Annotated in this window: 17 protein-coding genes; 12 read left to right on the top strand and 5 right to left on the bottom strand. The window is 57.4% G+C overall.

The window, feature by feature from the left end; genetic code table 11:
- Nucleotides 1–22 precede the first annotated feature (22 nt).
- Nucleotides 23–886 carry a 16S rRNA (adenine(1518)-N(6)/adenine(1519)-N(6))-dimethyltransferase RsmA gene (gene rsmA / locus SDD30_RS06280; RefSeq protein ID WP_434074073.1) on the top strand — a complete coding sequence of 288 codons (864 nt, stop codon included), beginning with the start codon at nt 23–25 and terminating at the stop codon, nt 884–886.
- Nucleotides 887–920: 34 nt separating this feature from the next.
- Nucleotides 921–1,397 (top strand): ribonuclease H-like YkuK family protein, encoded by a 477-nt coding sequence (locus tag SDD30_RS06285; RefSeq protein WP_434074074.1) that lies wholly within the window; start codon nt 921–923, stop codon nt 1,395–1,397.
- Between the two features lie 240 nt (nt 1,398–1,637).
- Here the strand turns inward: SDD30_RS06285 and SDD30_RS06290 are convergent, their stop codons facing one another.
- Together SDD30_RS06290 and SDD30_RS06295 are read right to left on the bottom strand one after the other, a co-directional pair.
- A complete protein-coding gene (locus SDD30_RS06290) occupies nt 1,638–2,423 on the bottom strand; it encodes a LysM peptidoglycan-binding domain-containing protein (RefSeq protein WP_434074075.1) in 786 nt (261 codons plus the stop codon).
- A gap of 81 nt (nt 2,424–2,504) precedes the next feature.
- Nucleotides 2,505–3,347 carry a glycosyltransferase family 2 protein gene (locus SDD30_RS06295; protein WP_434074076.1) on the bottom strand — a complete coding sequence of 281 codons (843 nt, stop codon included), beginning with the start codon at nt 3,345–3,347 and terminating at the stop codon, nt 2,505–2,507.
- Nucleotides 3,348–3,635: 288 nt separating this feature from the next.
- Here SDD30_RS06295 and yabG point away from each other — a divergent pair, with 288 nt between their 5' ends.
- The 8 genes from yabG (at nt 3,636) to SDD30_RS06335 (ending at nt 10,220) form a co-directional block, all read left to right on the top strand.
- Nucleotides 3,636–4,535: a sporulation peptidase YabG gene (gene yabG, locus SDD30_RS06300; protein ID WP_434074077.1), complete on the top strand. Its 900-nt coding sequence runs from the start codon at nt 3,636–3,638 to the stop codon at nt 4,533–4,535.
- A gap of 142 nt (nt 4,536–4,677) precedes the next feature.
- Nucleotides 4,678–4,953, top strand: coding sequence for a Veg family protein (locus SDD30_RS06305; protein ID WP_434074078.1), 276 nt, complete (start codon nt 4,678–4,680; stop codon nt 4,951–4,953).
- A 144-nt stretch (nt 4,954–5,097) separates the two neighbouring features.
- A complete protein-coding gene (locus SDD30_RS06310; protein WP_434074170.1) occupies nt 5,098–5,907 on the top strand; it encodes an electron transfer flavoprotein subunit beta/FixA family protein in 810 nt (269 codons plus the stop codon).
- Between the two features lie 19 nt (nt 5,908–5,926).
- Nucleotides 5,927–6,952 (top strand): electron transfer flavoprotein subunit alpha/FixB family protein, encoded by a 1,026-nt coding sequence (locus tag SDD30_RS06315; protein WP_434074171.1) that lies wholly within the window; start codon nt 5,927–5,929, stop codon nt 6,950–6,952.
- 106 nt (nt 6,953–7,058) lie between these two features.
- Nucleotides 7,059–8,357 carry an FAD-dependent oxidoreductase gene (locus SDD30_RS06320; protein WP_434074079.1) on the top strand — a complete coding sequence of 433 codons (1,299 nt, stop codon included), beginning with the start codon at nt 7,059–7,061 and terminating at the stop codon, nt 8,355–8,357.
- Nucleotides 8,357–8,635, top strand: coding sequence for a ferredoxin family protein (locus tag SDD30_RS06325; RefSeq protein WP_434074080.1), 279 nt, complete (start codon nt 8,357–8,359; stop codon nt 8,633–8,635). Before SDD30_RS06320 ends, SDD30_RS06325 begins: the two co-directional genes overlap by 1 nt.
- A gap of 94 nt (nt 8,636–8,729) precedes the next feature.
- Complete coding sequence (locus SDD30_RS06330) at nt 8,730–9,161, top strand: ferritin-like domain-containing protein (protein ID WP_434074081.1); 432 nt, start codon at nt 8,730–8,732, stop codon at nt 9,159–9,161.
- 141 nt (nt 9,162–9,302) lie between these two features.
- On the top strand, nt 9,303–10,220 hold the full coding sequence (locus tag SDD30_RS06335; RefSeq protein ID WP_434074172.1) for a glycosyl hydrolase family 18 protein: 918 nt from the start codon (nt 9,303–9,305) through the stop codon (nt 10,218–10,220).
- A gap of 47 nt (nt 10,221–10,267) precedes the next feature.
- Here SDD30_RS06335 and nifJ read toward each other — a convergent pair whose 3' ends face one another.
- Nucleotides 10,268–13,783 (bottom strand): pyruvate:ferredoxin (flavodoxin) oxidoreductase, encoded by a 3,516-nt coding sequence (gene nifJ, locus SDD30_RS06340; RefSeq protein WP_434074082.1) that lies wholly within the window; start codon nt 13,781–13,783, stop codon nt 10,268–10,270.
- Nucleotides 13,784–13,997: 214 nt separating this feature from the next.
- Nucleotides 13,998–15,278, bottom strand: coding sequence for a DUF4830 domain-containing protein (locus SDD30_RS06345; RefSeq protein WP_434074083.1), 1,281 nt, complete (start codon nt 15,276–15,278; stop codon nt 13,998–14,000).
- Nucleotides 15,279–15,515: 237 nt separating this feature from the next.
- Between SDD30_RS06345 and SDD30_RS06350 the strand changes: the two genes are divergently transcribed.
- Together SDD30_RS06350 and SDD30_RS06355 are read left to right on the top strand one after the other, a co-directional pair.
- Nucleotides 15,516–15,842: a winged helix-turn-helix domain-containing protein gene (locus SDD30_RS06350; protein WP_434074084.1), complete on the top strand. Its 327-nt coding sequence runs from the start codon at nt 15,516–15,518 to the stop codon at nt 15,840–15,842.
- Nucleotides 15,843–16,145: 303 nt separating this feature from the next.
- Nucleotides 16,146–16,835: a response regulator gene (locus tag SDD30_RS06355; protein ID WP_434074085.1), complete on the top strand. Its 690-nt coding sequence runs from the start codon at nt 16,146–16,148 to the stop codon at nt 16,833–16,835.
- Here SDD30_RS06355 and SDD30_RS06360 read toward each other — a convergent pair.
- Nucleotides 16,832–17,143, bottom strand: a complete 312-nt coding sequence (locus SDD30_RS06360) for a late competence development ComFB family protein (RefSeq protein ID WP_434074086.1) — start codon at nt 17,141–17,143, stop codon at nt 16,832–16,834. The two genes, SDD30_RS06355 and SDD30_RS06360, sit on opposite strands and share 4 nt — an antisense overlap.
- Between the last annotated feature and the right edge of the window lie 156 nt (nt 17,144–17,299).

Here is a 17,299-nt window from a genome sequence, read left to right on the forward strand (position 1 = left end):
TAATACATGCGGAGGGATCAGGGTGGATTCTGTAGCCACGCCGGGGCGAACCCTGGCGCTGGTCCGGGAAAAGGGGCTGGTCCCACGTAAATCCCGTGGCCAGAATTTTCTCGTCGACGCTAATATCGTTCGCAAAATCGCCCAGGCCGCCGAACTAGGCCCTGGTGATACTGTTGTGGAAATCGGTCCCGGCCTGGGGGCGCTGACCCAGGAACTGGCGGCCAGGGCCGGCCGGGTAATAGCTATAGAAATCGACCGGGAATTGCTCGCCACCCTGACGGAAACCCTGGCCGGTAAGGTTAACGTTCGCCTGGTGGCCGGTGATGCCCTGAAGCTTAACTTCGATCACCTGGTCGCTGAATCTTTGGGAATTCAAGAGGGAAGGTTGCCCACATATAAAGTCGTGGCCAACCTTCCTTATTATATAACTACCCCGATCCTGCTGCACTTATTGACCGGCGAGTTCCGGATTGCATTAATGGTACTCATGGTCCAGGCCGAGGTGGGTTACCGCCTGCTGGCCCGGCCCGGAGGTAAGGAATATGGGGCTTTAAGCGTAGCCGTGCAGTATTATACGGAGCCGGCCATCGCCCTCAGGGTTCCCCGGACGGTATTTTACCCCCGGCCGGAGGTAGATTCCCTGGTCCTTAAATTGACCCGCCGGACCCGGCCACCGGTGGCGGTGGCGGATGAGGACCTCTTTTTCCGGCTAATTCGGGCCGCCTTTAACCAGCGGCGCAAGACCATCCTCAATGCCCTGGGCAGCCTGGAACGGGAGAAGGCGGATCTAACCAGGATCCTGGCCCGGGCCGGCATTGACCCCCGGCGCCGGGGAGAAACTCTGACCCTGGCGGAATTCGCCAGGATCAGCCAGGCGTGGCAGTAATAGCTCCAGCAAGAAAGGGAAGAAGGTGGAACCAGTGTATTTTACCAGTCCTACCCGGGGTCGCCTGACGGAAGACGAGATGTTCATTGATATGATGCAGTTCGTTGATGCTAACCCGGAGGCCAATTATAAAATCATCATCGGTTCGGATTCCCAGGCCCGGGTACGTACCTGTTTCGTCACGGCCGTCATTGTGCACCAGGTGGGCCGGGGGGCCCGTTATTACTACCGGAAAAAGTACCAGCGCAAGATTAGCTCCCTGCGCCAGAAGATCTTTTACGAAACGGCCCTCAGCCTGGAGACGGCCAGCTTCATCGCCCAGAAGCTGGCGGCCAACGGCCATGCCGACCTGAACCTGGAGATTCACCTGGATATCGGCCCTAACGGCGAAACAAAAGAGTTAATCCGGGAGATAGTCGGCATGGTGGTGGGCAGCGGTTTTGCCGCCAAGATCAAACCTTACTCCTGCGGCGCCTCCAAGGTAGCCGACAAATACACCAAGAGCGTTTAGGGATTACCAGAAGGCACCGCCGGGAATCTCTGGCTGGAATCAGGGGGGGAGGTCCGGCAGGAGAAGGATATTAGTCATTACCAGGAGCGCAGTATTATGTAACGTGGAAAGGAGAAGCGGCCCGGGGTACGGGCCGCTTCTCCTTTACGGGTCCGGTGGCTACCCATGGGGAAATGGAGGTGGGACTACCGCGTTTCCGTTGGCATCCGCTGCTGGCGTCCTGTGAGAGTAGTAATTTGCCTAGCGGGCAAAGACATGGTTACCGATAGTGGTAATTATGGTTCGCGTCCAGACCCAGGAGCCGGCCGGCACTTCGGCCGGATTCCAGAAATAAAGGGCACCGCCACTGGGGTCGTACCCCCGCAGGGCCTCCCGGGCTGCCTTGTAGGCCGTAGCGTCGGGATCGAGGTAGAATTGACCGTCGCTCACCGAGGTAAAGGCGTCGACGTCATAAATAACCCCCTTAATGGTCGTCGGGAAACGGCCGTCCCGGGTACGGTTAATAGCCACGGCGGCTACGGCTACCTGCCCGGCATAGGGCTCACCCCGGGCTTCGCCATAGACCAGGTGGGCCAGCAAATCCAGGTCGCTGGAGTTATAGCCGGGGCTTGTACCCCTGGAAGCTGTGGGTGCCGGGCTCCCACCAGGCAGGCGGAGGGTCTGGCCGGGATAAATAACATCACTGGATAAGCCATTGGCCGCCATCAACTGGCTGGCCGATAGGCCATAACGCTGGCCGATGAGGAAAAGGGTATCGCCGGGCTGGACGACATAAGTACTGCTGCCCTGGTCGGGAACCCAGAGGGTTTGTCCCGGATAGATCCAGGTGCTGTCCAGATTGTTGTCTTTCTGTAATTCCCAGGCGCTGATGCCGAAGCGCTGGCCTATGAGGTATAGGGTATCACCGGGTTGGACGGTATAAGTTGCTGCGGCGGCTGTACCGGCGAAGGCCAGGAGTCCGGTTAACAGGAAGGTAACCAATAGAAACAACCGCCAGCGGGTATGGTCTTGCCTAATTATTGCCATCAACTCCTTAAACTTTTTTATCTTACCAGGACAGGCCATACAGCTTACCTCTATTATAACTTTAATTAACATAATCCGTCATTACCAAATAGTTGCCATGGATGGTGTATTATGGTAAATAGAGATTACGGCCAGGGGCCGCCGGCCAGAAAGAACTTCGGCCAGGATGTCGCGCCGGCGGAGGGGGTCGTAGCCCAGGTAATTATACCCGCCCAGGGAACGTCCGGGGGGTTCGCCCCGGGCAACCCTGAGGGCCTGGATACAGTCACCAATGAGGGTCGTAGCCATGGTAGGGGCATGGGGATGGGGGCGCTGGCGTGAACCCAGATAGATATGTTCCAACTCGACGGCCACAGCCACCCGGCAGCCGGTACGGCGAGCATGGACCAGGATCAAGGGAGGTACGACCAGGTCAACCGGGGGTATGTTCAGGAGTAAGCGGCGGGAGATAGCGTGGGGCCCGTGGGAAGGGGTAGCATCACTGATGCTGGGCCAAAATCCCAGCTCCTTATTCAGCAAACCACGATAACAAAGAACTGTTTCGGCCAGGGGAGAACGGGGCTGGCGTCCGGGGTAGCAGTTGCAAAGGGCCAGATCCGTGCCTGCAGACAGGGCTTCCAGGAGACGCTGCATTGTCGCGCCGATGTTACCTATCATATCACCGTCCACAAAAAGGACACCCCTGGCCCCCTGCTCCAGGGCATACAGGCTACCGATAGCCCGGGGAACATCCGGCCCCAGGGTCTCGGTGAACAGGATAGTCTTAATCCGCGGTTCCGGCAGGGTCAAAACCTCAACCAGGGTGGCGTCCTGGCAGCCGTTGAGCACCAGGATCAAAAGCCCCAGAGGCAGGGGCCACAGGTTTTTAATTACCTTGAGCAGCCGCCCGGCTTCATTGCAGGCGGGGATGACGGCGGCAAACAAGTTCTCACCATCCTCTGCAGCCGGTTTTACTCCACTATATTTTATTCCTGCGCTTGAGAATTGGCGAAAGTTGTCGTTCACCACCTGCGGGTAACGCAACATAAAATAGAATAATCAGAGGTCATATTTCATTTCGGGTTAGCCCCTCATGGGGGCACACCGCCAACAGCAAAAGGGAGAGATGAGAGGCAGGCCAGCTTTAGTCTGAAACTGGCGCAGACAGTTTCGCCAAGCCTCCCACCTCTCACCTCTCACCTCACATATCTCATTTTGGGGGAGGGAAACAGGGTGGATCAAATCAAGCCGGGTGATATCGTGGCACGTAAATCCTATCAGAAGGATATATTTTTCAAAGTCAAGGCCCTGACGATCACGGATGCGGGAACGACTACGGCTATTTTAAGGGGCCTGGATGTACGATTGGTGGCCGATGCTCCCATTGAAGACCTGGAATTGCAACCGGCAGAAGAGGTGCTGCGCTATCGCCACGACGATATTCAACGGCATAACGGTTGTATCCGGCGGATCCTGCAGCGCCGGGCCGCGGAAAGGGCGGCTCTCCTTACCCGCGGTGAGGAAATAACGATAAAGGAAAAACCGGCGGATAAGGAGGCGCTGGGAGATTTTTTTGAGGTTCCGGGCCGGGTGCTACACCTGGATGGCGATGAAGAATACCTGGATAAGTGCCTCCACGCCTACGAGCAGCTGAAGGTCCCGGCCCACGGCATTTATCTTCCCGAAGACCAGCAGGCAGGTAAAGTAAAAGAGCTGTTACAGGATCATACCCCGGATATCCTGGTCCTGACAGGCCACGACGGCCTGGTCCGGGAAAAGAAGGACTTCGGCGACCTGGACAGCTACCGGCATTCCAAACACTTTGTGGCTGCAGTCAAAGCAGCCCGGGTGGTACGACCCGGCCATGATGATCTGGTGATCTTTGCCGGTGCCTGCCAGTCTCATTATGAAGCCCTGTTGAAGGCCGGAGCAACCTTCGCCAGTTCCCCCTTGCGGGTTTTAATCCACGCCTACGACCCCGTTTTTATTGTCGAGCGGGTAGCCTACACCTCCATTGAGAAGACTATGGCCCCAGCGGAAATAATTAAAGATACTATTACCGGTACCGAAGGTGTGGGTGGAGTAGAGATTAAAGGTAAACTGCGTCTTGGGTATCCCAGCTCGCCCTATTAAAAAAATCCCTGGTGCAATGGTGTTATTATACCATTATTCCCCTTGACAATTGGCCTCTGGCTTTAGTAAAATAACTTGATAATTTGACATTAACCTCGTTCCGCGGTATAATAAGGTATACGCGGAAAGAGGGTGGTCTTATTTGAAGGGAAAGGAAGTACTGGCAACCATCAGGGAAGACCTGGAATCCCGCGTTGGTCAAAAGGTAAAACTACGGGCCAACCGAGGCCGCAAAAAGATCCTAGAACGGACCGGGGTCTTGGAAAAGACTTATCCTAATATCTTTATTATTCGCCTGGAAGAGCAGAAAAGTCCGGAACGCCGTATCTCCTTCAGTTATACCGACGTTCTTACTAATACGGTGGAACTAATGGTGGAAGGCGATTGTGGCGATAAAAAGCTTGGCGCTAAACTTTAAGGGGTTACTGTTTACCTGGTAACCTTTTTTGTAGCCCGGACAGTTACCGGCTGGAATAATGACTGAGCGGCAGCATCCCGCCCCTATGAAGTGCATAGCTACAGCAACCCTGCCCCATACTAGCAAAGGGGGTGGGGTTTTTTGTTGGAGATGGTAGTCTGCGTCAAGCAGGTGCCGGATACGACGGAGGTACACATCGATCCCCGCACCAATACCCTGGTCCGGGCCGGCATACCGGCCATTATCAATCCCTTTGACGCCCATGCTGTTGAGGCAGCGGTTCAACTGAAGGAAAGGTATGACGGCCGGGTAACGGCCCTGTCCATGGGTCCGCCCCAGGCCACTGAGGTCCTGCGGCGCGCCCTGGGGATGGGTGTCGATCGAGCCATCCTCCTGAGCGATCGGGCCTTTGCCGGTTCTGATACCCTGGCTACCAGCTATATCCTGGCGGCGGCCATTAGAGCCATCGACCGGGAGACCCCGGTGGATCTGGTCTTCTGCGGCAAACAGGCCATCGATGGTGACACGGCCCAGGTCGGGCCGGGTATTGCCACTCGCCTGGGGTTCACCCAGCTGACCTACGTCATGGCCATTGACAGGGTAGACCTGGAGGGGCGGCAGATCCAGGTCCAGCGCAAGCTGGAGGGGAAACGGGAGGTTGTCCGCGGCCGCCTGCCCGCCCTGTTAACGGTGGTCAAAGACTTAAATGAACTGCGTTATGCTTCCCTGCCGGCATTGATCCAGGCCGCCCGGGCGGAGATCGTCGGCTGGAACAAGGATAACCTGGCCGTCGACCCGGCGCATATGGGTCTGAAGGGTTCGCCCACCTCTGTCCGGCGTATCTTTGCCCCACCGGAACGACCGGGTGGGGAGATTATCCCCGGCGACCCCCGCCAGGCGGCGGCCACCCTGGTGGCCAAACTGGTCCCGACGAAGATCGTAGCGGATCAGTAAAGGAAGGAGCTGACGTGAACTGACGGCAAGCGCCAATGGCGAATATCGCGGTGTTTGGGTTTTTATCGAACAGGTCAACGGTGAGCCGGCCCCGGTCTCCTGGGAGCTGCTGGGGGTTGGGCGGCAGCTGGCCGACGCCCTGGACGTGGAACTCGCCGGTGTCCTGCTGGGCCGGGAGGTGGCCGGCCTGGTTAATGAAGCCTGGGCCTTTGGTGCCGACAGGGTCTACCTGGTGGAAGACCCCGTCCTGGGACCCTACCGCACCACTCCCTATGCCCGGGCACTGGTGGAGCTAGTCAACAGGTATAAACCGGAGATCCTTCTCCTGGGGGCCACCAGCCTGGGCCGGGACCTCTCTGGAGCGGTAGCCACGGCCCTGGAGACCGGGCTAACGGCCGATTGCACCGGGCTGCATATTGACCCTGAAACCCGTTTGCTGGAGCAGACCCGGCCAGCCTTCGGCGGCAATGTCATGGCCACCATCCTTTGCCGCCACCGCCGGCCCCAGATGGCCACTGTCCGGCCGCGGGTCATGCCCCTACCCTCCCGCCAGGAGGGCCGCCAGGGGGAGCTGGTGCGGGTGACTGTACCTTTCGTGGGGGTAGAGGCCGGGGTTCAGGTAGTAGAGATTATCGCCGAGCCTGGGAAGGCTGTCTACCTGGACCGGGCCGAGATTATCGTGGCCGGCGGCCGGGGGTTGGGATCCAGAGAAAACCTGCGCCTTCTGGAAGAGCTGGCCGGCGTCCTGGGGGGCACCCTGGGAGCCTCCCGGGCGGCGGTGGAGTCCGGCTGGCTACCACCCGGGTACCAGGTGGGCCAGACGGGAACCACCGTCCGGCCGAAGGTCTATTTCGCCATTGGTATTTCCGGGGCCATCCAGCACCTGGTCGGCATGCAGACTGCCGACGTGATTGTGGCGATCAATAAGGACCCGGAGGCCCCCATTTTTAAGGTGGCCACCTATGGTATTGTCGGTGACTTCTTGGAGGTAGTACCTGCCCTGACGGAGGAGTTCCGGCGGCAGCTGGGCGGGGGCCCGGCTTGAACCGGCGGGGCGGAATTTCGTTACCGCGGAGCCCTACAGGGGACCAGCGAAGCCGCGGCGCGAGAGCGGCTATGGGTGGGGATAATATCTATGGAGATGAATGGGGATGGCTGAAAGGTTTGAGGTCGCAGTTGTCGGCGCGGGACCGGCCGGCCTGGCGGCGGCCCTAACCCTGGCCCGGGCTGGGGTAGAGGTCATTATCTTTGAACGCGGGGAACACCCTGGCAGTAAAAATGTCATGGGGGGCGTCCTTTATCGTCACCCTACAGAAACTGTAGTTCCCGGGTTTTATCACCAGGCCCCCCTGGAACGACCGGTGGTGGAACAGCGCTTGTGGCTCCTCACGGCAGAAGCGGCCCTGACCCTGGGTTACAAGGATCGGGTCTTTGCCGGCGAACCCTATAACGCCTTTACCGTTCTGCGGGCCCGGTTTGACCGCTGGCTGGCGGAGCAGGCTGTAGCCGCCGGGGTGCTGTTGATCAATGAAACGGTCATTGAAGACCTCCTCTGGGAGGGGGACCGGGTCGTCGGGGTCCGGGCCGGCCGGGAAGGGGGCGATGTCCGGGCGGAGGTGGTCATCCTCGCCGAAGGGGTCAACTCCCTCTTAACCCAGCAGGCCGGGCTAAAGCGTGACGGCATCAACACCAACCAGCTGGCCGTGGCGGTGAAGGAAATAATTGCCCTTCCCCGGGAGAAGATCGAGGACCGCTTCAACCTGGAAGAGGGCCAGGGCTGCACCATTGAACTCCTGGGGGAAGCCACCAAGGGCATGATGGGTACCGCCTTTATCTATACTAATAAAGACTCCCTCTCCGTAGGGGTGGGTGTCCTTCTGTCCAGCCTGGTGCGCCGCCGTTTGAACCCTAACGACCTCCTGGAGCACCTCAAGTCCCACCCCATGGTCCGCACCCTGCTGGCCGGGGGCGAGAGCAAGGAATACCAGGGCCATCTCATCCCCGAAGGGGGTTACCAGGCCGTACCCCGGCTCTATGGCAACGGCGTCCTGGTGGCCGGCGATGCCGCCATGCTGGTCAACGGCATCCACCGGGAGGGTGCCAACCTGGCCCTAACCTCGGGCCTGCTGGCGGCCCGGACCATCCTGGCCGCCAGGAAGAAAGGGGACTATAGCGCGGCCAACCTGGCCCCCTACCGCCAGGCCCTGGAGGAGAGCTTTGTCCTACAAGACTTACGTAAATATCAGCGGGCGCCCTTCTTTTTTGATCAAAACCCAAATTTCTTTACTCTGTACCCGGAGCTCCTCTCCCGGGCCGCCCGGGAGTTTCTGACAGTCGATAATGTCCCCAAACGCGAGAAGCAGAACCGCATCTTGCGAGAAGTAACCGCCGCACGCAGTCGTTTCCAGATTGCCCGTGATCTCTATAACCTCTGGAGGGTGATGGGCTGATGCGCCTGGAGGATAAACTCTTTCTCAACCGCTACCAGACAGACAAACACCCGCACCTGCGTATTAAGGATCGGGAGGTCTGCCGCCGCTGTGAGGGCAAGCCTTGTACCTCTATCTGCCCGGCCCGGGTTTACGTCTGGAATGAGCAGGAGGAGCGTATTGAGACCGCCTATGAAGGCTGCGTGGAATGCGGCACCTGCCGTTATGGCTGCGCCCATGATAATATCGACTGGCGCAACCCCCGCGGCGGTTTCGGTATTCTCTATAAGTACGGGTAGTCAGGGATAAAAGGGATCATCAGCATACCGTTGTGGGCACACTTTCCAGGCTAGGTAATATGATGTAGTAAAGACTAACCTGGAGGTGCGCCTGATGAATATTGACCAGATAATTAACCTGCTGAACCTGGATCTCTCCTGGGAATACGCCGCCATGATTCAGTATATCCAGCACGCCAGCCTGCTGATCGGGCCGGAGTACTTCGCCATTATCGATGAGGAACTTCAGCATGCCCAGGCCGAGCACGAGCACGCTGTGAGAATTAGCGATAAGATCCAGTACCTGGGGGGATTCCCGACGGTTAGTGTCCAGGAGATCAAGACCTCCCTTAGTAACGTGGAGATGCTTCGCCAGGATCTCCAGGCTGAATATGACGCTTTGAACCGTTATCTCCAGCGCATTGAACAACTGGAAACCCTGAAACTCTACGATGTCGCCCAGGTTATCCGGGAGATAGCCCTGGTAGAACAGGAGCATATTATTGATCTGGAAAAGTCCCTGGGTATCCAGAAAGTCAGGCGTTAAATCGGGTTGGAGGAAAGAGGTGTTACCAGGAGGTTTACGCCTTCTGTTTTTTTTATGAGAACCGTACTGCTCTCCCAGCCATATTATGGTTAATAAAACCATTCTCCGGGAGGGGTTAACTTGACCCTGCAGGAGCGGCAACTGGAGAACAACTGGTATTATGTCCCCGATCCGTCCGGGCTGGCCTCCCTGCGCAACCACGGTGGCCGGCTGCGTTATATCCTGCCCTTTTGGTTCGGCGTCACTGAAGCAGGGGGTCTGGTGGACCAGGCCGATGCCGGGGGCCTGGCAGCCATCCGGAGCTATAACCTGCCAGTGCTGGCCATTGTCCATAACTACTCCAGCCCCCAGTACGGCCCTCTAATTCACAGATTACTAACCACGGCCGGGTTGCGCCAGGCCCTGGTCCAGAGCATCTTGAACCTGATGTACCGCTGGGGCTTTACCGGGGTGAACATCGACTTTGAGTTCGTCCCGCCGGAGGATCGGCCCTACCTGACCCAGTTTATGAACCAGCTGGGGCAGGCCCTCCGGTCGGCTGGTTTCTTAACCACCATCTCCGTTCCGGCGGAACTGGGGGATAATCCCCGTCATCCTTTTTCCGGGGCCTTCAGCTACTCGGAGCTGGCCGCGGCCAGCGATCAGGTCTACATCCTGGCCTACGACGAGCATTTCGCCAGTCCTGGCCCCATAGCTTCGACAGGCTTCATCCGTCAGGTGCTGGATTATGCCGTGACGGTAATCTCCCGGGGTAAGATCCGCCTGGGCATGGCCGTTTATGGCTATGACTGGGCTGAGGGTGCCCGGGTACCGGTAACCCTATCTTACAGCCAGGTCCAGGACCTGGCCCGACGGGTCGGGGTCAGTATCTACTACGACCCTAACGCCCAGGAATCGACTTTTAGCTATGTCGAGGATAATACGCCCCATGTGGTCTGGTTTGAGGACGTGCGCAGCTTTAGCGTCCGCCTGAGGCTGGTCCAGGAGTACAACCTGACCGGTATCGGCGTCTGGCGCCTGGGCCTGGAAGACCCGCGTATCTGGGAACTCAGGGGGTAAAATAAAGGCCAGGAGTTAACGCTCCTGGCCTTCCAGCGCCTCCGGTATTACCCTTCGGCCAGCTTCTTGTATTGCTCCAGCCGGGCCTTCGCGTCGGCCTCGGCCTTAGCGTAGAGTTCCTCGGCCTTATCTGGAAATTCCTTCTTCAAGGCGGTGTAGCGAATCTCACCCATCAGGAAGTCCCGGAAACTGGCAGTCGGCACCTTGGAATCGAGGATGAAGGGGTTCTGGCCCGCTTCCGCCAGCTGCGGGTTGAAGCGGTAGAGGGGCCAGTAGCCGGCTTCGACCGCTTTTTTGGCTTCCCGCTGGCTATGGCTCATATTGATCCCGTGGTTAATACACGGAGCATAAGCGATTACCAGGGAAGGACCGTCGTATTTCTCAGCCTCAACCAGGGCTTTGATTAACTGGCTGTGGTTGGCGCCCATGGCCACCGAGGCTACATAGACGTAACCATAGGACATGGCCATGAGGCCCAGGTCCTTTTTCTTCGTGAATTTACCGCCGGCAGCGAAGCGGGCGATGGCAGCCGTCTGGGTGGCTTTAGAGGACTGGCCGCCGGTATTGGAATAAACCTCGGTGTCCAGGACCAGGATGTTGACGTTGGCCCCGCTGGCCAGGACGTGGTCCAGACCGCCGTAACCAATGTCGTAGGCCCAGCCATCACCGCCGATGATCCAGATGGATTTCTTGGTCAGGTAGTCCTGCTGGCGGTCGATGTCCAGGAGCAAGTCCTTCAGCCCGCCGCTGGCCTGGCCGATCTCAGCCGGCAGGAGGGCCTTAATTTTATCACCATACTCCCGGGAACGATCGGCGTCGTCCTTGCCGGCCAGCCAGCCCTCGCAGGCGGCTTTGAAGTCGGCACTAACAGGAGCCTCCATGGCCTTGCTGATGGCCGTGGCCAGCTCGTCCTGGCGTTTAGCTACAGCCAGGCTCATGCCGTAACCAAACTCGGCGTTGTCCTCAAAGAGGGAGCTGGCCCAGGCCGGGCCATGGCCCTGGCGGTTGACAGTGTAGGGGCAGGCCGGTGCGCTGCCGCCCCAGATGGATGAGCACCCGGTGGCATTGGCAATAATCATCCGGTCACCAAAGAGCTGGGTGACGAGTTTGACATAAGGGGTTTCGCCGCAACCGGCGCAGGCCCCGGAGAACTCCAGTAGAGGCTGGCGGAATTGGCTGCCTTTGACGGTGGCCGGGTTGAAGTTGACCTTGACCTCAGGTAGCTGGTCGGCAAAGTTGTAGTTAGCCTCTTCGACGGCCGCCACTTCTTCCAGGGGTACCATGGTCAGGGCCTTGACCTTGGCCGGGCAGACGTCGGCACAGTTGCCGCAGCCGGTGCAGTCCAGGGGCGATACCTGGATGCGGAACTTGAGGCCGACAGCTTCCTTACCGATGGCATCCTTCGTCACAAAGCTCGCCGGTGCTCCGGCCAGGTCTGCTGGTTGGGCCAGGTAGGGCCGGATGGCAGCGTGAGGGCAGACCAGGGAGCACTGGTTGCACTGGATGCAGTTCTCCGGCTGCCACTGGGGGATATTGACGGCGATGCCCCGCTTTTCATATTTGGTCGTACCCAGGGGGAAGACCCCGTCGGGGGTAAAGGTGCTGACCGGCAGCTCATCGCCCTTCAAGGCGTTCATGGGCCGCAGGACCTTCTGGATAAATTCAGGCTCGGCGGCAACGGTAGCAGCCGCTTCATCCACGGCGTCGGCCCAGCTGGCCGGGTATTTGATTTCTTCCAGGACCTCCAGGGCACGATCGACGGCGGCAAAGTTCATATTCAGGATTTTATCGCCTTTCTTGCCGTAGGTCTTAACGATGGATTGCTTAATATATTTAATGGCATCATCCACTGGAATGACGTTGGCGATCTTAAAGAAGGCTGTCTGCATAATGACGTTGATCCGGCTACCCAGGCCGATTTCCTGGGCGATCTTTACCGCGTCGATATTATAGAACTTTAATTTTTTGGTAGCAATGGTGCGTTTCATATCAGCCGGCAGGCGGCTGTCCATCTCCCCGGCACTCCAGGTGGAGTTCAGGAGGAAGATACCACCGGTTTTAATCCCTTCCAGCAAGTCGTAGCGGCCCACATAGGAAGGGTTGTGGCAGGCAACTAGATCGGCCTGGTCAATTAAATAAGCCGACTGGATGGGCTGCTTGCCGAAACGTAGGTGGGAGATAGTAACGCCACCCGACTTTTTGGAGTCATAGACGAAGTATCCCTGGGCATACATATCGGTGTGGTCGCCGATAATCTTAATGGAGTTCTTGTTGGCGCCCACCGTACCATCGGAACCCAGGCCGAAGAATTTGCAACGGAAGGTTTCCTTGGGAGCCGTGTCGATGTGTTCCTTAATCTCCAGGGACGTATGGGTGACGTCATCGGTAATACCTACCGTGAATTTGTTCTTGGGCGTGGTCACCGCCAGGTTGTCGAAAACAGCCTTGGCCATGGACGGGCTGAATTCCTTGGAACCTAGGCCGTAACGGCCGCCGACGACCAGGATGTCCCTACCGTTCTCGGCCAGGACGGTCTGGACGTCTTCATAGAGGGGCTCGCCCAGGGAGCCTGGTTCCTTGGTCCGGTCGAGAACGGCAATCCCCTTGACGGTAGCCGGCAGGACCTGGAGGAAGTGCTCGGCCGAGAAGGGACGGAAGAGGCGTACCTTGATGAGGCCGACCTTTTCGCCTTTGGTGACCAGATAGTTAACGGTTTCTTCAATAACGTCACAGGAAGAACCCATGGAAACGATAACCCGCTCGGCATCCGGAGCACCGGCATAATCAAAGAGGTGATAATGACGGCCCGTCAGGCCGGCGACCTGCTCCATCACCCGGGCGACGATCTCCGGCGTAGCCAGGTAGTAGGGATTGGCCGCCTCGCGGCTCTGGAAATAGATATCCGGGTTCTGGGCCGTACCCCGCTGGTGGGGATGTTCCGGGTTCATGGCCCGCTGCCGGAAGGCGCGGATAGCCTCCCAGTCCACCAGTTTGGCCATATCCTCATATTCAATAAGATCGATCTTTTGGACTTCGTGGGAGGTCCGGAAGCCGTCAAAGAAGTGGACAAAAGGCACCCGGGCCTTCAGGGTAGCCAGGTGGGCTACCAGGGCTAGGTCCATAACCTCCTGTACCGAAGCCGAGGAGAGCATGGCAAAGCCTGTCTGCCTGGCGGCCATGACATCGGCGTGGTCACCAAAAATAGACAGGGCATGGGTAGAAAGGGCCCGCGCAGCTACGTGAAAGACACAGGGTAGTAACTCGCCGGCAATTTTATACATATTGGGGATCATCAATAATAAGCCCTGGGAAGCGGTGAAGGTAGTCGTCAGGGCGCCTGCTACCAGGGAGCCGTGGACTGCCCCGGCGGCGCCAGCCTCCGACTGCATCTCTGCTACCTGCAGGGTTTTGCCAAAAATGTTCTTGCGGCCATGGGCGGCCCATTCATCGGCGATTTCGGCCATGGGCGAGGATGGCGTGATCGGGTAAATAGTAGCCACCTCAGACATGGCGTAAGCCACATGGGCAGCTGCCGTGTTGCCATCAACTGTTTGCTTGGGCATAGTTCATCCTCCTCGATAAAAATTCAACCTACCCCCCTACCCCATACTACTCTAGCACTACCTATATTAATGGTCAATACTAAAGTATAATGTATAAAAAAGACACAATGGTCTGAGATCCCGAATAAAAATTCAGAGCCCGGAGGGACTCCGGCAAGGATTATCTGCCTTGTACAGCTGTGGGAATGGGCCTGGAGCAGGAGGGGCGGGCGTCTTAAGGACCGGTGCCGATGTCATCAATGCGCCAGCCGGTGGTAGGCGTCTCCCGGCGCAGGGTGAAAAAGCGGATCTGGCGGCCGCTATCATAGGTGATAACCCGCCTGACGTTTAGCTCAACCTCGACGACATAGCGCTTGATGTTCGGATCCTCCGGCCCGGGGACCTGGTAGGGTTGGATACGGATGACCCGGGCCCGGGTGATGTTACTAATCTCATCGGCATCATTAGTGGCATAGGAGTAGTTATAGAGACGGTTATTGTCCATGTTTTTAAAGAGGTAAGTAACCAGGCGCCGCCTGGTTTCACAGGCATGGGCTGTCCGCGGGTCTTTATGATCGATAGCTTCGTAGTAAGTCTCAATGACCTTTTCCGGGGTCATCTGGCTAATGAGCTTTTCCTGCTCATTATGGTGGTCGATAAACTGGTCCACCCATTGCCCCCAGGTTTTCCCGGTGATCTCCTCCATCCGGCGACCCTTTAAGGAGCAGGCAAAGGCATCGTGACGGCCAGCGTCCAGCCAGGCACCGACTATTTTGTCGCCGTCCCTGACGATTACAGCCCGGCTGGCATCCTGGCGCGGTTTCATAAAAGCCGGCAGGGGCTCTTCCAGCTTGTAGAGGTTAATCTGGACGTTTTTCCCCAGGTAGGGTGTCAGATCCAGGCCGACGTCCTTACTCAACTCGTTATTATAGGCATAGTAAAGGGATACCGGATATTCCCCGGATTCATGCTGGAATGTATCCGGCAGACCGCCTGTATAACTCTTGATTTTATAAAAAACAGTCCAGCCGTATTGTTTCAAGAAGGCGACGTCTGCCGGGTCGACGTCGCTGGTGGCCTCGGGATACTGGGCCAGAGTGGCTAGATTGGTGCTGAACTTCAGGGGTACCTGGTGCCAGCCGTCCTCCAGTTCCAGGTAACCGGGGCCGTTATCCTGGTGGTAATAAGGATATTGTTTACTGGCCAGGGTTTCACCATTGCGGGTAAATTTAAAGGCCAGGTAGTCCCGGGCCCCACCCCAGGAGGACGGCGGCGGGTTGGTGCCGGGTAGCTGTCCCAGGAAATCCAGCAGGCGGCGGGTGAGTTGTTTATCATTTAGATTGATGATCTGTTTGGGTTCACCAGAGGATTGGTTTACATAAAATTCAAGGCCGACAATATCACTCTTGTACTCCTGAAAACTGGCTGTCGCCGGAGCCGGGGGGGGTTGGGAGCGGCACCCGGCCAGGCTCAAGGACAGCAGGAACAGCAAAAGGACAATTAAACGCCGGAGCATGGGCTTCTCTCCTGTTATAAGGTTGATGTGGGTTTAAAAGGGCAGTTCAATCTATAATAATATCCCTGTCGGGCTTCTATATCAATAGATGTTTGTTTTTTTGATAAGGTTCCCCGGATTTCAGGAAAAATAACCTTTCCGGGTAACTACATAGGTTTCTGCTAAAAATGGTAAAAGTTATTGACCGTTTTTGACCAGGAGTTTACAATAATAATAGGGTATAACGGGGTGAAAGGGATGCGGGTACGCTATAAGCTTTGGCTGGAAGAGGGTGAGCACATCTTCGGGGAGGGTCTCTTCGAACTCCTCCAGGAGGTTGATCGGCTGGGCTCCATCAACCAGGCGGCCCGGAGCCTGAAGATGTCTTATCGTCAGGCCTGGGGCCAGGTCAAAAAGGCTGAGGAACGCCTGGGGCAACCTCTCTTGATTACCCGCGTGGGAGGTGAGACCGGCGGCGGGGCGGAGCTGACCCCGGCGGGCAGGCAGATGGTGCAGCGTTACCAGCAGTTTAAAAGGGAGGCTGCTGCAGCCATTGAGGCGACCTTCCAGCGCTATTTCGGTTGATTTTTTTAACCCCGTTATGCTGGAGCAAACATAAGAAGGCGCTTATAGTGTTGAGGATTAAGAGCAGGGGTCTGATTCGATTCTATGTTTGCTGGTGGTTTTGCTCCTGGCCCTGATTAGCGGCTGCGGCCAGACCGCCCAATGACCCGGCCGATACCTGGCGGGAGTTTACCAGATACGGCAGGGTTTGATGGCTCCCGGCCGGGAAATTGCCGTGACCTTTCCCCCGGAGGTAGCCACCTGATCCCGACCTGTTAATACTTGCAGGCCAGCCTGGAAAACAGGTATAATAGCCCCGAAGGGGTGATAAGGCTGCCTAAGATACTGGTAGTTGACGATGAGCCGGCGATCGTAGAGCTGGTGAAGTTTAACCTGGAACAGGCAGGTTTTAGTGTCGTAACCGCTGGTGACGGGGCCGAAGCCCTGCAAAAGGCCGATGGGGAGAAACCTGACCTGATTATCCTGGATGTCATGCTCCCCCGGATCGACGGTTTTGAAGTCTGCCGCAGCTTGCGGGCTAAAGGCAATATGCCCATCCTGATGTTGACGGCCCGTCGGGAAGAGGTGGACCGGGTCCTGGGCCTGGAGCTGGGGGCGGATGATTACCTGACCAAACCCTTTAGCCCGCGGGAACTCGTCGCCCGGGTACGGGCTATCTTGCGGCGGGCAGCGGAAAAACAAGAGCAGAACGACGGTATTATTAGCATTGGCGACCTAGTAATCAACCCGGCCAGCCACCTGGTAACAGTAAGGGGTGAACCGGTGGATCTCACCCTGAAGGAATACCAGTTGCTCCAGCTTCTGGCGGAGAACCGGGGCCGGGTTTTCAGCCGGGAAGCCCTTCTGGAGCGTCTATGGGAAGGGGAGTATTACGGCGATACCAGGACTATTGACGTGCACATCCGTCACCTGCGGGAAAAGATTGAAGCCAACCCCAGCAACCCCCGTTATATTATCACGGTCCGCGGGGTAGGCTATAAGTTTCGGGATTAATCCTGGCTTTCCTGGCCATGGCGGGGGGCCTTTTTGACCATCATCAGGGCCTGGGTTAGGGCGCGATAGATATCGGCGCGGTGCTGGGCCTCCAGCATAGCTATTTTGGAATAGACGGCCCCTTTCTCCCGGACCACGTAACGGGGCGGCAGCTGGTTCAAGGCCAGGGCGACAATGTCATGACGGCAGGCTTCGCAGCGGCAGGCTTCAGGATCCTGCTTCAGGACATCATCCAGCAGCTCCCAGACGCAATCCTCCATATAGTTCTTGAGAAAAAGTTCTCCAGCCATCTTGATCTCCTTCCTCATCAGGCTCCCCCTGGGGGAGTTTATTTTGCCTTTAAAGTATTCGTCCTTATCTCTCTCCTTCCTGCTTTTCCCCGGCATTTTCTGGCAATAATTTAGTTCCCTGAAGGTATACCTGCATACCGGCGGGGTAAGAAGGGATTTATTATAAAAAAGAGG

The organism is Moorella naiadis (nom. illeg.) (genome assembly GCF_051020825.1).
Lineage (GTDB): Bacteria > Bacillota > DSM-521 > Neomoorellales > Neomoorellaceae > Neomoorella > Neomoorella naiadis.

Bases quoted from the DNA above. Each gene is read 5' to 3' on its own strand.
- SDD30_RS06290 (WP_434074075.1), bottom strand. From the start codon at position 2,423: ATGGCAATAATTAGGCAAGACCATACCCGCTGGCGGTTGTTTCTATTG.
- SDD30_RS06320 (WP_434074079.1), top strand. From the start codon at position 7,059: ATGGCTGAAAGGTTTGAGGTCGCAGTTGTCGGCGCGGGACCGGCCGGC.
- SDD30_RS06325 (WP_434074080.1), top strand. From the start codon at position 8,357: ATGCGCCTGGAGGATAAACTCTTTCTCAACCGCTACCAGACAGACAAA.
- SDD30_RS06330 (WP_434074081.1), top strand. From the start codon at position 8,730: ATGAATATTGACCAGATAATTAACCTGCTGAACCTGGATCTCTCCTGG.
- nifJ (WP_434074082.1), bottom strand. From the start codon at position 13,783: ATGCCCAAGCAAACAGTTGATGGCAACACGGCAGCTGCCCATGTGGCT.
- SDD30_RS06345 (WP_434074083.1), bottom strand. From the start codon at position 15,278: ATGCTCCGGCGTTTAATTGTCCTTTTGCTGTTCCTGCTGTCCTTGAGC.
- SDD30_RS06350 (WP_434074084.1), top strand. From the start codon at position 15,516: ATGCGGGTACGCTATAAGCTTTGGCTGGAAGAGGGTGAGCACATCTTC.
- SDD30_RS06360 (WP_434074086.1), bottom strand. From the start codon at position 17,143: ATGAGGAAGGAGATCAAGATGGCTGGAGAACTTTTTCTCAAGAACTAT.